We start from the raw sequence: 14,358 nt of genomic DNA on the forward strand, positions 1-14,358 counted from the left end.
TTCTGTACACTCTTTGTGTGAACGTAAATCTGACAGTTGCACCCTCCCCTCCCAGCGCCCTCTCGTACGCCGCGCGGCCGCATGCGGTCGTTATCGGTAGCGGTTTTGGCGGGTTGGCGGCAGCGATTAGATTGGGCGCTCGCGGCTATCGTGTCACGGTATTGGAGCGCCTTGGCGTGCTCGGCGGCCGTGCCCTCGTCCATCGTCAAGATGGATTTACATTCGATGCCGGGCCAACGATCATCACCGCGCCCCATCTTCTCGATGAGCTTTGGGCGCTATGTGGCCGGCGCCGCGAGGAGGATGTCGAATTGCGGCCGATGGCGCCGTTTTATCGCATCCGCTTTGCCGACGGCGCGGTCTTTACCTATTCCGGCGATGCCGACGCGATGCGCGCCGAGGTCGCCCGCTTTTCGCCAGAAGATGTCGCTGGCTACGAGCGTTTCATGGCCTATAGCGCGCAGGTTTGCCGCATCGGTTTCGAGCGGCTCGGCGATCAGCCGTTCGATGATTGGCGCATGATGGCGCGCGTGGCCCCTGATCTCCTGCGCCTCGGCGGCTTGCGGAGCGTCTATGGCGCCGTCGCACGCGATATTCGCGACCCACGCCTTCGCACCGTGTTCAGCTATCATCCGCTGCTGATCGGCGGCAATCCCTTTACCGCGAGCGCTGTCTATTGCCTGATCGCATCCCTTGAGCGCCGCTGGGGGGTGCATTACGCGATGGGTGGCACCGGGCGGCTGATTGCCGGCCTCGCGGGATTGATCGCGCGAGAGGGCCATGCGTTGCGCTGTAACGCTGATGTCTCCGCCATTTTGGTCGATCGCGCGGGCGGCGGGCAGCGGGTGCGCGGGGTTTGCCTTCGTTCTGGCGAGGAGATCGGCGCCGATATCGTCGTCTCCAACGCCTGCTCGGCCTGGACCTATCGCCATCTGTTGCCCGAAGACAGCCATCGACAATGGCGGGCGCGGCGTATCGAGCGGGCGCGCCACTCGATGGGGCTCTTTATTTGGTATTTCGGTACTGATCGGCACTATCCCGAGATTGGCCATCACACCATCCTGCTCGGGCCACGCTATCGCGCGCTGCTCGACGATATTTTCCGCCGCAAGATTCTGGCGCGCGATATGAGCCTTTATCTCCATCGCCCGAGCGCGACCGACCCGAGCGTCGCGCCGCCGGGATGCGATGCGTTCTATGTCCTCGCCCCGGTCCCCAATCTCGCGGCCGACATCGACTGGGCGCAAACGGCCGAACCCTATCGCCGCGCCATCGCCGCACATCTCTCGGCAACGCTCTTGCCAAACCTGGAGCAGCACGTGGTTACCTCACGGGTTACGACCCCCGCTGATTTCGCCGCGCAATTCCTCGCCTTTCGCGGCGCGGCGTTCGGCCTCGAGCCGGTTTTGACGCAGAGCGCCTGGTTCCGGCCACATAATAAAAGTAGTGAGATCGAGGGGCTTTATCTGGTAGGCGCGGGAACCCACCCTGGCGCCGGTGTGCCGGGCGTGCTGTCCTCGGCGCGGGTTCTCGACCGGGTGGTACCGCATGTCACCGCGCCGCGCTGAGCAGGCGCAGAGCGTGGCGATCGCCGCGCCCGATCTTGCCGCATGTCGCGCCTCGCTTCGCACCGGATCATTGAGCTTCGCCGCGGCGGCACGGCTTTTGCCGGCGCGGGTGCGTGATCCCGCGATCGCGCTCTATGCTTTCTGCCGCCTCGCCGATGATGCGATCGATCAGGGCGGCGGGCAGGCGCTCGCGCTGGCGCAGCTTCGCGCCCGACTCGATCGCGCCTATGCCGGGCGGCCATTTCCGGCCCCGGCCGATCGCGCCTTGGCGGCGACGCTGACGCATTTTGCCATTCCGCCCGCCTTGCCCGAGGCGCTGCTCGAGGGTCTCGCCTGGGACGCTGAGGGAAGGCGCTACGAGACGCTCGCCGCGCTGACCGCCTATGCCATGCGCGTTGCCGGCTCGGTCGGGATGATGATGGCCTTGGTGATGGGGGCGCGCACGCCCATGGCGCTGGCCCGCGCCGCCGACCTCGGGGTTGCGATGCAGTTCTCCAACATCGCCCGCGATATCGCCGAGGATGCGCGTGCCGGGCGCGTCTACCTGCCGCAGCAGTGGCTTCGTGAGGCGAATATCGAGCTCGCGCGGCCACCCGAGCTTTGGCTGGCCGATCGCGACACTGCCGGGGCGCTCGCCGGGGTCGTGGGACGGCTTCTTGCCGTCGCCGAGGGGCTTTATCGCCGAGCCGATAGCGGAATCGCCCTTCTGCCCCGCCTTTGCCGGCCCGGCATTCGGGCCGCGCGCCTGCTTTATGCCGAAATCGGCCATGAAGTCACGCGGCGCGGCGCAGCTGGGCTCGGCGCGCGCGCGGTGGTGTCGCGGCGGCGCAAGCTCTGGGTGCTTTGCCGCGGCCTCGCCGCCCGGCCGGCCACGATCGATGCCGCCGATCCGCTGCGCGCGGCACGATTCCTGCCCGCGACACGCTTCCTGATCGATGCCGTCACGGCAACGACGATCGGCTCGTCGATGCCAGAGGCATCGCAGAGGCCGCTTGGTGAGCAGGTGGTTTGGGTGGCTGAATTGTTCGCCCGGCTCGCTGAGCGCGAACAATCTCGCGCTGCCTCGATGGTGCGCGACGGGGTTGCGTGATGTTCCGCTGGGAGTGGCTGGTGATCGACGGCCTGGTTCTCGCCTTTGCCATCGTCGAGCTTGTCCGCACCCGACGCGGGCTGCGCCGCTTGCGCGAGAATGAGCGCGCGCAGGAGGCGCGTCCGCATGACCAGTGATCCTGGTCAGCGAAATCGGCGACCAGTATAAACTCTCGGCTCGCCGGCGGCGTCGCGAAATCCCGCGTTTGTAAGCTCATCTCGGCTTGCGCCATCATTGGGCGGCAGCGGTGAGGGAGCGAAGCATGACATCAGAGCCGACCTCTCTTGGCTCCCGTGCGGCGGGCCCGCCGAACCGGCTCGGCGAGGTGCTGCGCATTTTTCTTCGCCTCGGATGCACAAGTTTCGGCGGGCCAATCGCCCATCTCGGCTATTTCCGCACCGAGTTCGTCGCGCGCCGACAATGGCTCGATGAGGCGCATTATGCGGATCTGGTCGCTCTTTGCCAGTTTCTTCCCGACCCAGCGAGTAGCCAGGTCGCGGTCAGCCTTGGCATCCTACGTGCCAGATTGGCCGGCGGCATCGCCGCGTGGTTTGGGTTTTCAGCGCCTTCTGCGCTCGCTTTGGTCGCGTTTGCCGCCGGCGTGGCGCGGCTCGGCGCCCTGGCCGATGCGGCTTGGCATCGCAAGTCGTTTGGCCGCATGCATCGATGATCCGCGTGCACCCGGCCGTGTGGTCCATGGGCTCGACGAGATCATCCGGTTTCGCATGCTGATGATCGCGGCCGGCTACGAGGACGGCAACGATGCGGACAGGTTGCGCCGCGATCCGATGTTCAAGCTCGCGATGGAGCACCTGCCCGAGGCGGGGGATCTGTGCTCGCAGGCGACGATCTCGCGCGCAGAGAACCTGCCCGGCCCCCGCGCGCTGCTGCGCATGGGGCTGGCGATGGTCGAGCATTATTGCTCGAGTGTCTGCAGCGTGCCCAACCGGATCGTGCTCGACATCGACGATACCTTCGATGCCGTCCACGGCGCACAGCAACTCTGCTTGTTCAACGCGCACCACGATGAGTACCGATACCAACCGATCGTGGTGTTCGACGGCGACGACCGCATGGTGGCCGCCGTGCTCCGCCCCGCCTGCCGACCGAAAGGGACCCAGATCGTCAAATCGCTACGCCGCCTGATCGATGCCATTCGCAGCCACTGGCCGCGCACCGCGATCATGCTGCGCGGCGATTCCCACTACTGCACGCCGGAAGTGCTGCGCTTCTGTCGCGCGCGCGACCTGCGCTACATCTTCGGTGTTGCGACGACATCGACGCTACGCAAACACGTCATCGCTCTGGAAGCCAGCACCACGGCCCGGGCAGAACAGACGCCGGGCAAGAAAGTCCGGCGGTTCAAGGAGTTCAACGATGGCGCGGCAAGCGGGGATCGCGTCGAGCGAATCATCGCGCGCGTCGAGGCCGGACCACTGGGCGTGGATACTCGATTCATCGTCACCAACCTGAAAGCCGGATCGCCACGCACCGTGTACCAAGACATCTACTGCGCGCGCGGCCAGCGCCAATCAGATGCGCCTGTTCCTGCATATCGGCGCCTACTGGCTCACGTGGAGTTTTCGCTCCCTGATGCCACGTCGTTCACGCTGGCGCGGCATCCAGTTCGATACCTTGCGCCTGCGCCTGATCAAACTCGCCGTCCGCATCAAGATATTGAAGAAATCAGTTCGTCTGCATCTGCCACGATCAATGCCGGATCAGGTCATCCTCAGCTACGCTCTGGCCAGACTGCCCAGGTTGCTGGTCTGAGTTCAGGGGCGGTCGCCCGACCAGTCACAATATCAGCCAACTCCAGCGCCGAAACATCGCCAAGCCCTCCAAAACCAGCGCAGATTGGCCGGAGATCCATCACGCCGCCTCGACAACGGGCAAAACGCCCCCCTTTTTTCCGCCGGCCGACGGCTCGCATTTCATCAGTACGCCACGCCGCGATCACTGCGCGCCACCCGCATTTCCGAGAAGTTCTGGAAACGACTTGGCCATTTGAGCCCCAAAAAGCGGCTTATATACGCCCTGATGACAGGTCGCGCACAGAATCTTCGGCCCATCCCCCTTCGGCCCATGTCGATAGGCGGGCAGCGTATTCGCCAGAGGCAAGAGATAGTCGCTGTTTAGATTGCGCACCATCCGAATTCCATACCACGCCGTGACGCGTTGTGGCGTGCTCTCGCTCCATTGCTCGAACGCCCGCGAGTTGTGGCAGAAAACACAATTCACACCGAGCGCCTGCGAAAAATGCATCATCAGGGCATACGTCCACTCCGTCTGTTTGATGGAAGACCGATCGCCCTCTGGCAACGCTGTTGTCGACTGGACGCGAATCTGGTCGTCCGATACCAGGAACGCCGTGATCGGATCAAACGGCAACGAGGAGCCGCCAGCGACCGGCGCGGGCAAATTCTTCCCCGTGTCACTCTCGACGGAGCCCAATGCGTGCGGAGGGTTCGGCTCGAACCAGATCGCGGCGGGAACCGGCTGACCACGATGGCACGTATAGCACGTCACCCCCACTGCCCCCACATGGTCGTACCACGCGCCGTTAATATGCTTGACCATTTGCACCATGCGGCGCGCGACGATTTTCGTATAAAGCTTATCTGACGCGAAATTTCCCGCCTCATGGCAATAGCCACAGCCTTGCTTGGGAGCCACCCAAACGGTCATCGCCGCCATCAGCCGCGTGAACTCACCAACACTCACATCCCCGAGAACCTGTACATTTTTGTAAACCGCCCCGGCTTTCGGCCCTTCCCCGCCGGCTTGTGGCAGCGTTGGCGGGATATGGCTCGCTGCAAGCTCGGTAGCCACGGTACGCGGATTATACACCAAATCCATACCCGTTCCCCGATAGCCATTTTGGATGAACCTCACCGGCGGGCGCTCAAAGGTCGCCAGCATGCCGATAAAGATCGCAACCGCAATCGCGATCGTGAGTGGCAGCCCGATCCTCATGACGCATGTCCTCCCATTAAAGCCGGATCATGAACTGCCGGCCACACCTGCGGGTACGATGGCGCCACGCCATGCTTTACGGCCCAGAGAAACCAGTTATCAACGACGGTGCCAGTCAGCAGAATGCCGATACCCCCGCAGAGTGGGCAGAGAACCGCAAACCACCACGCCCAGCGATGTATCGATTCCGCTGTCGCATTGAAGCCCATCGTCCAACGCCAAAACAGCGCCCCGCGCTCAAAAGCCGTGCCGCGATCGAGTGCCTGCTCGACCTCCTGTTCGGCGCCAAACCGGCTCGTCGCCAACACCGTTGCCCCGTGCATGGCAAACAGAACGGCAGAACCGTAGAGAAATACAATAGACAGCATATGAAACGGGTTATAGAACAAATTCCCATATCGCAATGAGAATGCTGCTGTCCAGTCCAGATGTGGGAAGATCCCGAACGGTACCGCCTCGCCCCAGCTTCCCATCAAAATGGGACGTATGAAACCCAATACCAAATAGAGCCAAATTGCAGCCGCAAACGCCCACGCCGTGTGCGTTCCCAAACCAAGGTTACGTGCCAGGCGATAGGTTCTGACCCACCACAACAAGATCGCCAGGGTCAGAAAAAAGCCCGCGATTAACCACCATCCCCCTTGGCTCAACGGCGGAAAAAGCCGCAGACCCATCGCCGGCGGCGGCGGCTCGAGCGCAAGCCAGGGAAGTTTCCGCACGAACTGGATCGGATTCCAATTCACTGAAGCCCACATGTTCAACCCGATCACTTCGATCGCTATGAAACCTGAGATCAGTGAGGCAACGCCCGTCCAGCCAAGGCTGATCGGGCCGAGCTGCGCATCACCGATGCGCCCAAGAAGACGGCTGAACCGCCCTTGCCCCTGCCGCGGCCACACGCCAGCCTCGCGCGGCGGCACGCCCGGATAAGCCGGCGCCTGAATCTCGATACGATTGAAAATATTTTGATATTCGCCCATTTTCGCTATCTTTCCTCCCCGCCTACTGGCCGCTCCAGAACGGCAGATTAAGCCACCACGACCACCACTCCGGCCATCCCCTGGTCCAAAACGGGCCGCTGATAATGATACAAATCGCGCTCCAGAAACTCGCCGATACCGCGAGAAACATGCCAAGCCGATGAATGCCGAGGGTGCCAATGGAGTACCCAATGAAATCACGATAGAACGTATTTTCATGCTCGGCAGTTTTTACCGTCTCCCCCCGCCCCGGATTAAGAGCTGACAAAACCAGGGAACTATGCAACGCGAGCGCAAGCACATTGGTAAAAAAGAATGTAATCGCGATCATATGCGCCGGATTATAATGAAAATGCAGATACTGATACCCAGTGTTCGAAACCCAATCCAAATGGCTTATAATTCCGTACGGAAATCCATGACCCCATGCGCCTAGCAACAGAGGCCGGATGACAACTAAGCTTACATAAGCAAAGATCGCGAAGCTAAACGCGATAGGAACATGCAGCCCCATCCCGAGTTTTCGTGCGATTTCCGCCTGTCGTAGCGCCCAGGATACGAACGCGCCGACGGCGCAGATCGTAATCAATTGCCAGAGCCCGCCGCTCTTGAGTGGCGCTAACGCCAAGCCATAGCTGATATCTGGCGGTGCAATGCTGATACGCCAGGGATTGGCCGTGCCCTGAATGGCAGCGCCCCACACGATGAGGGCAGTCCCGAGGCTCGCAAAAAATGCCGTTGTTACGCCAAAAAACCCCACATAAAATGGTCCCACCCAAAAATCGAACAGGTCGCCCCCGATCAGCGTCCCGCCTCGCACGCGGTATTTCATTTCAAAGCTGAGCATAGACACGACCCAAACCTCCCGCCAGATACCCGTGAAGTTTCCACCCCCTCAGATTCTCGTTCAGGAGACGGACGAGAATAGGTCTGTCAGTTCCGTATTCCCGCCCATCCTGCCGAAAAGCGAGGGACTATTTCCCTTGCCCTTGCGGCGACGGCATCGCCGAATTTTGCGACGCGGCCATCGTCGCGTGTGGACCATCCAGCCAATTGAACCGGTCCGTGCTGAGCAAAATGAAATGAATCAGCAAAGCCAGTGCAAAGAGAAAGATACCCAACGCGACCAGCGCCCGGCGCGGGTCGAAGATCAGCCATATTTTATACATGTGATCTCCTCCCTCACGTCAGCAGCGATAGCGCGTGCGTTGCCAAACCATGCGCGCTATCCAAAAGCGACGTCTGGTAGCCATGCACGCCCGGCAGCCATGGACGCCAGATCCACGCGAGGACATGGGCGATGATGGCAACGATCGTGAAGCCAATGAAGCTCTGCATGAAGATCGCATGAAACTCACGGGCTTCCGCGTCAGTTAAACCTGACAGCGACTCTCCTTTCGATGATGAACCTGACATTTCCTTTCTTCTCCGGTCTACGGCCCTGGGGGCTCACGCCGCGCAAAGCCCGCGCGGTAAGGCGCCATGGCGCGACTCGCCATGGTGGCGTCATCGCCCGGACTTTCCAGGCGATCACTTCGGCTTCCCGTCCCGAAAGCAACGATCAACGCCTTCGCGATGGAAAAGCGGAAGACGATCTCTGAGTGTCGCGCGCTCATGCCGACACTCCTAAATTGATTTCATCGAGCGCGGCCGACGCATGCTCCCTGTCGATCCTCGACCTTCCTCGCCCGCGGGCCGTTTTCTCGATATAATCGCGTGCGCGTTTAGCCGCCGAAATACGAAGAAGAAATGGCTGCGCTTCAACATAAGACTCGAGCGCGCTAACAGCGGATGGCTCCCACGAAAGTACGTCACCCATTGCTCGCGCTGGTGTCGGTTCAACACGGTCGAGTGTCGTGCCAAGCGGCAGGATATGAAACAAGGCATCAAAGAGCGCGTTGCAAAATTCCTGGACGAGATAGGCGGCGCCAGCGTAGCCCATGAAGGGCGTCCCGGTTGCGCGACGAATGAGAGCGCCTGGGAACGAGGCTGGAATATACATCGATCGGCTCTCGAGTTCCGCGAGATACATGCGCTCGTTATAAGACCCAAAGGTCACGAGTGGCTTGCATGTCCGGAGCGACTCTCTAACCAAGGCGTTATCCGGCTTCAGGCCAGGCTTTCGCGCGTAAGAAAACGCGCAGGGAATTCCCAATTCCGCCTCGAGAAGTTGCCGAATACCAAATGCGTAGGTATCGTTGGCGATGACCGCAAAATTCGCCTGCGCGAAGAAATCCTGCGTCACGCTGCGCCACAAATCCCACACCATTTTTAGAGTCGTGTGCTTTTCCGCCTCAATGAATGGCTCTGGATCCAGGCCCGTCAATTCTCCCAAAGTGCGAAGAAAATTCGTCGTCGCAAACACGCCGATTGGTGCTTGGAGATATGGCACCCCAAGCTCTTCAGCGAGTTTCCTTCCATATTCCCGGTAGAGACAGATATTCACGTCCGCATCACTCAAGCGCGGCACATCGTCGATATGTGCGCCGAGCGGAAATGTCAGATTGATCTCGCAGCCTATCCCCTCGACTATTCTCCGAATCTCTGCAAGATCGGATGGCATATTGAACATGCCATAAGCTGGACCAATGATGTTGACACGTGGTTTCGCACCTTGTGCACGTGGCTTGCGTGCGCGGTGCTTGATGCGCTTAGCCCCAAATTCCGACCACAGCCAATTGAGTGCGCGGTCAGCACTTTGCCATTGGTCTTCATCTATGGTGCGCGGGATGAAGCGCATCAGGTTAGATCCCTCAGGCGTGACGCCACCGCCAATCATCTCGGCGATGCTACCGGTCACCACCACGGCGGGTAGCTCCTGATCCTGGGTTCCACTCGCCCGCCGCATCGCCTCTTCTGTTCCGCTCAACGAGAGATGCTCTTCGGAGAGACCGGTCACGGCGATTGCAAGCTCCGTAGGCGGCAGCGCGTCGGTGTAATGCAAGACTGCCGTCACTGGCAGATTTTCGCAGCCGACAGGCCCATCGATCACCACACGCAAGCCACGAATAGCGGTAAAGGCATAAACGGCGCCCCAATATCCTCCCGCACGGTCATGATCGATCACGAGCATTGGCTTAGGTTCCTACCGCTTCTTCGGCCTTAGCCCGTTGCGCGTGCGACCGGCGCCAACGATCGCGAAAGCCACTGGGCTCTTGGGGGACGCCTTGCCAGCCATAGCCCGCAGCGTTACCTGCACCGACCCCCTGAAAGAACGACACCATCCGAGAGAAACGCTCGCGTCCCTGCATTTGCGCGTCGATCGTGCTGACGATCGACGCGAGACCGGCAGCCCCGAACAGCGGCCGCGAGGAAATGATATTGGTGAAGTAGACCGCGGGAATCCCCGACTCTTTGGCCCTCTGGACAAGCGGCGTCGTCCCCAGAGCGAGATCTGGCCGCACGTCGCGAAGTGCCGCTAGGTCCTGTTCGAGAGAGGCGCGGTATTGCACATGGGTGCCATGCGCGGTCAGCCACGCCTCGTCCTCCGCGCTCCATGCGGTACGCGGGCAGGCCGTGCCGACATAGGGAATTTCCGCGCCGGCTTCCGCGAGCAGACGCGCGACCAACAATTCTGAGCCCTCATAGCCCGAGATCGTGAGGCGCGCGGCAAGCCGATGGCGTGCGCGTGCGGCCGTTATAGGCGCCAATATCTCCGCTTTGGCTTCATCGCACACGCCGTGCGCGATGTTGGCCGCAGCGGCGACGGCATCGAGCCAGTTGGCGGTGCCCTCGAGGCCCACTGGGCCGGAGCCGATCACCTTGCGTCCGGCAAGCGCCAACTCGCGCGTGGTTGCGACATAAAACGGGTGCAGGGCACAGGCCGCAACACAGTCGAGCGCCCCGTAGAGATCGCGCCATTCGCGCGCCGGCAAATGTGGTGCGATCGCGAGGCCCAGGGGCGCCACGAGATTGCCAATACCCACGGGATCAGCGGGGAACATTTCACCGATCAGGGTAAGCGTTGGCTTCTCGCTCCGTGGGCCACGCGGCCGTGCAACCGGCCCCGCCTCCGCCTCGAGGCGCGCATAGCGAACCATCGCGCTGGTCAGCACATCCTTGGCCTCGGCATGGGTCGGGACGCCGAAACCCGGCACGTCGATGCCGATGACGCGCACGCCGTCGATTTCCTTTGGCAGGAGATCGAGCGGCACACCAGAGGCCGTGGGGACACAAAGATTGATGACCACAACCGCATCATAATCAGAGGCCTTCGCTGTCTCGAATACCGCTTTGCGGATATCCTCGAAAAGCTGGCCAGTGACCAAGGTCTCTGAGTTGAATGGAACGTAGCCGACACTGCGCCGTGCGCCGTAGAAATGCGAGGTGAAGGTTAGCCCGTAGACGCAGCAGGCAGAGCCGGAGAGAATGGTCGCGACACGGCGCATGCGCAGACCGATACGGAGAGAGCCGAACGCCGGACACATGGATTGCGGCTGATCATGCGGCCCGCGCGGGTAATCGGCGAGGAGGCGGGCAATGCCCTCACCCTTCCCCGCCTCTGCTGCCGCGGCCAGCATGGTTTCGCGCCCGCCGTGGCAGCCGCCAATTTCCGGCGTCGTCCTGGGGCCCTCGGTCATCGCCATCGCGCTCATGCCCCCTCGTAATGAACCTCTAGCGATGGCCGGGTGAGGACGGCGCTGCCGCACATGTCGGATTCTGTTGCTGGCGTCAGCGTCACGCCGCGCCCAACCGTTTCGCCTTTGAAGAGGCCGAGCAAAGTTTCGTGTGTCAAAGGGTTTGGGCGGAGAGGCGGCGCAGAGGCCACCTGTTCGCCAAGCGCCTCGAAAAGCGGTGCCCAGCGTCCCCCCGGGCGGCCGACGATCTCGTAATTTGCGCTTTTGCGGCGGATGTCCTCGTCAGCCGGGATCGCCGCCAAAACCGGGATACCAACGGCGGCGGCGAACGCTTCTGCCTCGCCGGTACCGTCATCCTTGTTAATCACAAGGCCCGCGACGCCGACATTGCCCCCAAGCTTGCGGAAATAATCCACCGCTGAACAAACATTGTTGGCGACGTACAGCGATTGCAGGTCATTCGAGCCGACAACGATTACCTTCTGGCACATGTCGCGCGCGATCGGCAGCCCGAATCCGCCGCAGACGACGTCGCCGAGAAAATCCAGCAGCACGTAGTCAAAAGCCCATTGGTGAAAGCCGAGCTTTTCGAGCAGTTCAAAGCCGTGGATAATGCCTCGCCCGCCACAGCCGCGTCCCACTTCGGGGCCGCCAAGCTCCATGGCGAACACGCCATCGCGCATGAAGCACACATCGCCGATGCTGACCACTTCGCCGGCGAGCTTCTTTTTCGATGAGGTCTCGATGATGGTCGGGCAGCTACGCCCGCCAAACAAGAGCGAGGTAGTGTCGCTCTTGGGGTCGCATCCGATGAGTAAAATACGCTTGCCTTGCTGGGCCATCATGTAGCTGAGATTGGCGAGCGTGAAGCTTTTGCCGATGCCTCCCTTGCCGTAGATAGCGATGATCTGCGTTTGGCTTTTGCCTTCCGGTTGGCCAGCGACGTCGATAATGGCATTCATGAAACCAATCTCCAATCGAGAACCATTTTGAGGCAGAGGGGATCTTCGAACGCGGTGCGATAGGCCTGGTCGGCCTCGGCTGCCCCGCTCCGGTGGGTAATCAGGCCATCGAGGGAAAGCTCGCCGGATTCGACGAGCAATTTGACTGCTGCGAGATCGGCGGGCTGCCACTCGGCAGCGACGCGGAGGCGCGCCTCGCGCAAAAATGCTGGCGGAAAGGCGAATGTGAGAGGGGCCGCGTAGAACCCCGCGAGAATGATCTCGCCACCGCGCGCAAGTCGGGCGATCAGCGTGTCGAGCACGCCCGCATCGCCACTCGCATCGCAAATCACCGCATAGCCGCGTTCCGGGTCTTCTTCCGGCGCGAGCACCGGGTAGGCGTCGCTGCCGGCGCGGCGGGCGAGATCTTTTTCCCACACCACAGGCGGTTTTTTGCCGGCAAGCACTGTCAGACGCGCAAGCAGGCGCCCGAGAACACCATGGCCTATGATGAGATCGGGCGGAGTCGCCCCGGGCGCCAAAATCGCGTGATACGCCGTCGCGGCGAGAGCGAGCAGCGTCCCCCTCTCGCCGAGGGAAGGATCGAGCGGAACCAATTTCGTATCCGGCACCACGAGCCGCGCCGCGGCGCCACCGAAGAGGCCGCGCACCGCGCCGAAGCAATTGGCGCCCGGGACGAAAACCCAATCGTCAACCCGCACCGTCCCGCTATTGCCGGCCTCGACCACACGCCCGACCGACTCATAGCCCGGCACCAGGGGATAGCCGAGACCAGGAAATGGCGGCATCCGCCCAAGCCACAAAAGACGCTCGGTGCCAGTGCTGATGCCACTCCACGCGACTTCGACAACGGCATCATCGGCACGCGGCGCGGTAAGATCGAGGCGCGAGAGATGGAGACGCTTCGGCTCTTCCAAGACCACGGCCAAAGTATCCAACCCTGTCGGCATCGCTGCTTTCCTCCGTCGCCCGCGCCGGGGCTTCTTATCGCTGTCAGCCTAAGACGACGACTATAAATGTCAAGTGTTATTTACACCGAAGCCACGATCACCCGTGCCAGCATGTCGAGGCGCGTGCGTAAAAGCTTGGCCGCATGAAAGCCCGCGGCCGCCAGCAATTCGGTGTAGGCCGCCGGGCTACGCGGTCGGCCCTGGCCCATCGCCAGCAGGTAAAATCCGAAATAGGCGTCGCTCACACGATCGCCGCCGGCTGTTCCTACCATCGGCTCGGCAATCACGACGCGGCCGCCGGCGGGCAACGCTGCTCGTGTTGCGCGCAGGATTTTGAACACCGCCCGATCGTCATGGTCATGTAAAACGCGGATCAGGGTGATGACGTCGGCGCCTTGCGGCAGAGGATCGGCGAAAAAATCCCCACCCGAAATCAAGACCTTTTGGCCGAGCCCGGCCGCGGCAAGCTTTGCGCGGGCCATCGTCGCAACCGCGGGGAGATCATAGAGCATGAGGCGAAGCGTGGGCACGCGTCTTGCCGCGGCGAGCAAAAACGCGCCGCTTCCGCCACCGACATCAAGAAGGCAACGATGACGGGAAAACCGATAGGCGGCCAGAACCTCCTCGGCAATCATCGGCTGCGAGGCAGCCATCACCGCTGAATACGCTTCGACCTGCTCGATCCCGAGCGCACGCGCATCCGGTGCCATGCCGGCATAGGGCCAGTAGCGCGCAAGTGCTGTGTCTTTTGGCCGCGCGGCCAGCAGCGCTACCGGGTCGGCGAGATCGGCATAGAGCGCGCGGTGGTGTTCGACCATAGCAGCGACACCAGGATTGGCGATCAGCGCCGCGCCCAGCGGCCCGAGGCCAAACCGCCCGCCACGCCGCTCGGCCAAGCCGAGGGCAACCGAAGCGTCGAGAAGACGCGCGACACTGGCCAGCGGCAGCGACAAGCGCCGGGCAAGTTCGGCGAGCGATGCCGGTCCCTCGGCGAGCAGCGGGCAAAGCCCTAGCGTCACGTTCGCGTGCAGAATCTGCGAATAGACGAAGCCGGCACAGAGATCGAACAGCGCCCGCGTCCGCCGGCGCGCGATCGGCCGGGTAAAGGGCAGCGCGATCGCGGCACGCTGAAACGCCGGGTTGACCAGCAGGCGATCGCGAAAGCCGCGCCAACGCGCCAACCACGACCGGTTAGCGGGCGGCACTTTCGCGATCCCCCCGGTCATCATCTCGCCTTCTGCCGGAAGCCCGGCCA

At 62.1% G+C, this 14,358-nt stretch carries 14 protein-coding genes and 1 pseudogene; 5 read left to right on the top strand and 10 right to left on the bottom strand.

Annotation, left to right across the window (positions count from 1 at the left end; all coding sequences use genetic code 11):
- Positions 1-17 precede the first annotated feature (17 nt).
- From DEF76_RS15575 to DEF76_RS15590, 5 genes and pseudogenes are all read left to right on the top strand, one after another.
- The gene (locus DEF76_RS15575; protein ID WP_338025736.1) at positions 18-1,568 is read left to right on the top strand and encodes a phytoene desaturase; all 1,551 of its coding nucleotides are present in this window, start codon (positions 18-20) and stop codon (positions 1,566-1,568) included.
- The gene (locus DEF76_RS15580; protein WP_114913080.1) at positions 1,549-2,658 is read left to right on the top strand and encodes a phytoene/squalene synthase family protein; all 1,110 of its coding nucleotides are present in this window, start codon (positions 1,549-1,551) and stop codon (positions 2,656-2,658) included. Before DEF76_RS15575 ends, DEF76_RS15580 begins: the two co-directional genes overlap by 20 nt.
- The gene (locus DEF76_RS19505) at positions 2,658-2,795 is read left to right on the top strand and encodes a hypothetical protein (protein WP_162800694.1); all 138 of its coding nucleotides are present in this window, start codon (positions 2,658-2,660) and stop codon (positions 2,793-2,795) included. The genes DEF76_RS15580 and DEF76_RS19505 overlap by 1 nt, the downstream gene beginning before the upstream one ends.
- A gap of 125 nt (positions 2,796-2,920) precedes the next feature.
- Positions 2,921-3,328: a chromate transporter gene (locus DEF76_RS15585; RefSeq protein WP_114913081.1), complete on the top strand. Its 408-nt coding sequence runs from the start codon at positions 2,921-2,923 to the stop codon at positions 3,326-3,328.
- Positions 3,288-4,431, top strand: a pseudogene (locus tag DEF76_RS15590) (IS1380 family transposase); the annotation flags it as partial. The gene DEF76_RS15585 and the pseudogene DEF76_RS15590, both read left to right, overlap by 41 nt.
- Positions 4,432-4,614: 183 nt before the next feature.
- Here the strand turns inward: DEF76_RS15590 and pufC are convergent.
- From pufC to DEF76_RS15640, 10 genes are all read right to left on the bottom strand, one after another.
- Positions 4,615-5,634: a photosynthetic reaction center cytochrome PufC gene (gene pufC, locus DEF76_RS15595; RefSeq protein WP_114913082.1), complete on the bottom strand. Its 1,020-nt coding sequence runs from the start codon at positions 5,632-5,634 to the stop codon at positions 4,615-4,617.
- On the bottom strand, positions 5,631-6,614 hold the full coding sequence (gene pufM / locus DEF76_RS15600; protein WP_114913083.1) for a photosynthetic reaction center subunit M: 984 nt from the start codon (positions 6,612-6,614) through the stop codon (positions 5,631-5,633). Before pufM ends, pufC begins: the two co-directional genes overlap by 4 nt.
- A 22-nt stretch (positions 6,615-6,636) precedes the next feature.
- A complete protein-coding gene (pufL, locus tag DEF76_RS15605; RefSeq protein ID WP_456303860.1) occupies positions 6,637-7,461 on the bottom strand; it encodes a photosynthetic reaction center subunit L in 825 nt (274 codons plus the stop codon).
- A 127-nt stretch (positions 7,462-7,588) separates the two neighbouring features.
- Positions 7,589-7,783, bottom strand: coding sequence for a light-harvesting antenna LH1, alpha subunit (gene pufA, locus DEF76_RS15610; protein WP_114913085.1), 195 nt, complete (start codon positions 7,781-7,783; stop codon positions 7,589-7,591).
- 13 nt (positions 7,784-7,796) lie between these two features.
- Positions 7,797-8,030 (bottom strand): light-harvesting antenna LH1, beta subunit, encoded by a 234-nt coding sequence (gene pufB, locus DEF76_RS15615; protein ID WP_114913086.1) that lies wholly within the window; start codon positions 8,028-8,030, stop codon positions 7,797-7,799.
- Between the two features lie 196 nt (positions 8,031-8,226).
- A complete protein-coding gene (gene bchZ / locus DEF76_RS15620; RefSeq protein WP_114913087.1) occupies positions 8,227-9,687 on the bottom strand; it encodes a chlorophyllide a reductase subunit Z in 1,461 nt (486 codons plus the stop codon).
- 4 nt (positions 9,688-9,691) lie between these two features.
- Positions 9,692-11,209: a chlorophyllide a reductase subunit Y gene (gene bchY, locus DEF76_RS15625; RefSeq protein WP_114913088.1), complete on the bottom strand. Its 1,518-nt coding sequence runs from the start codon at positions 11,207-11,209 to the stop codon at positions 9,692-9,694.
- Positions 11,206-12,153, bottom strand: a complete 948-nt coding sequence (locus tag DEF76_RS15630; protein ID WP_114913089.1) for a chlorophyllide a reductase iron protein subunit X — start codon at positions 12,151-12,153, stop codon at positions 11,206-11,208. The genes bchY and DEF76_RS15630 overlap by 4 nt, the downstream gene beginning before the upstream one ends.
- Entirely contained in the window at positions 12,150-13,103 is a 954-nt protein-coding gene (bchC, locus tag DEF76_RS15635) for a chlorophyll synthesis pathway protein BchC (protein WP_240319028.1), read from the bottom strand. Before bchC ends, DEF76_RS15630 begins: the two co-directional genes overlap by 4 nt.
- An 80-nt stretch (positions 13,104-13,183) precedes the next feature.
- A complete protein-coding gene (locus tag DEF76_RS15640) occupies positions 13,184-14,329 on the bottom strand; it encodes a methyltransferase (protein WP_114913938.1) in 1,146 nt (381 codons plus the stop codon).
- Positions 14,330-14,358: the final 29 nt, after the last annotated feature.

The organism is Acidibrevibacterium fodinaquatile (assembly GCF_003352165.1).
Lineage (GTDB): Bacteria > Pseudomonadota > Alphaproteobacteria > Acetobacterales > Acetobacteraceae > Acidibrevibacterium > Acidibrevibacterium fodinaquatile.

Coding starts and splice junctions, on each gene's coding strand:
- bchZ (WP_114913087.1), bottom strand. CDS start 9,687: ATGCTCGTGATCGATCATGACCGTGCGGGAGGATATTGGGGCGCCGTT.
- bchC (WP_240319028.1), bottom strand. CDS start 13,103: ATGCCGACAGGGTTGGATACTTTGGCCGTGGTCTTGGAAGAGCCGAAG.
- pufC (WP_114913082.1), bottom strand. CDS start 5,634: ATGAGGATCGGGCTGCCACTCACGATCGCGATTGCGGTTGCGATCTTT.
- bchY (WP_114913088.1), bottom strand. CDS start 11,209: ATGAGCGCGATGGCGATGACCGAGGGCCCCAGGACGACGCCGGAAATT.
- DEF76_RS15580 (WP_114913080.1), top strand. CDS start 1,549: ATGTCACCGCGCCGCGCTGAGCAGGCGCAGAGCGTGGCGATCGCCGCG.
- DEF76_RS15630 (WP_114913089.1), bottom strand. CDS start 12,153: ATGAATGCCATTATCGACGTCGCTGGCCAACCGGAAGGCAAAAGCCAA.
- pufM (WP_114913083.1), bottom strand. CDS start 6,614: ATGGGCGAATATCAAAATATTTTCAATCGTATCGAGATTCAGGCGCCG.
- DEF76_RS15640 (WP_114913938.1), bottom strand. CDS start 14,329: ATGACCGGGGGGATCGCGAAAGTGCCGCCCGCTAACCGGTCGTGGTTG.
- pufB (WP_114913086.1), bottom strand. CDS start 8,030: ATGTCAGGTTCATCATCGAAAGGAGAGTCGCTGTCAGGTTTAACTGAC.
- pufL (WP_456303860.1), bottom strand. CDS start 7,461: ATGCTCAGCTTTGAAATGAAATACCGCGTGCGAGGCGGGACGCTGATC.
- DEF76_RS15585 (WP_114913081.1), top strand. CDS start 2,921: ATGACATCAGAGCCGACCTCTCTTGGCTCCCGTGCGGCGGGCCCGCCG.
- pufA (WP_114913085.1), bottom strand. CDS start 7,783: ATGTATAAAATATGGCTGATCTTCGACCCGCGCCGGGCGCTGGTCGCG.
- DEF76_RS19505 (WP_162800694.1), top strand. CDS start 2,658: ATGTTCCGCTGGGAGTGGCTGGTGATCGACGGCCTGGTTCTCGCCTTT.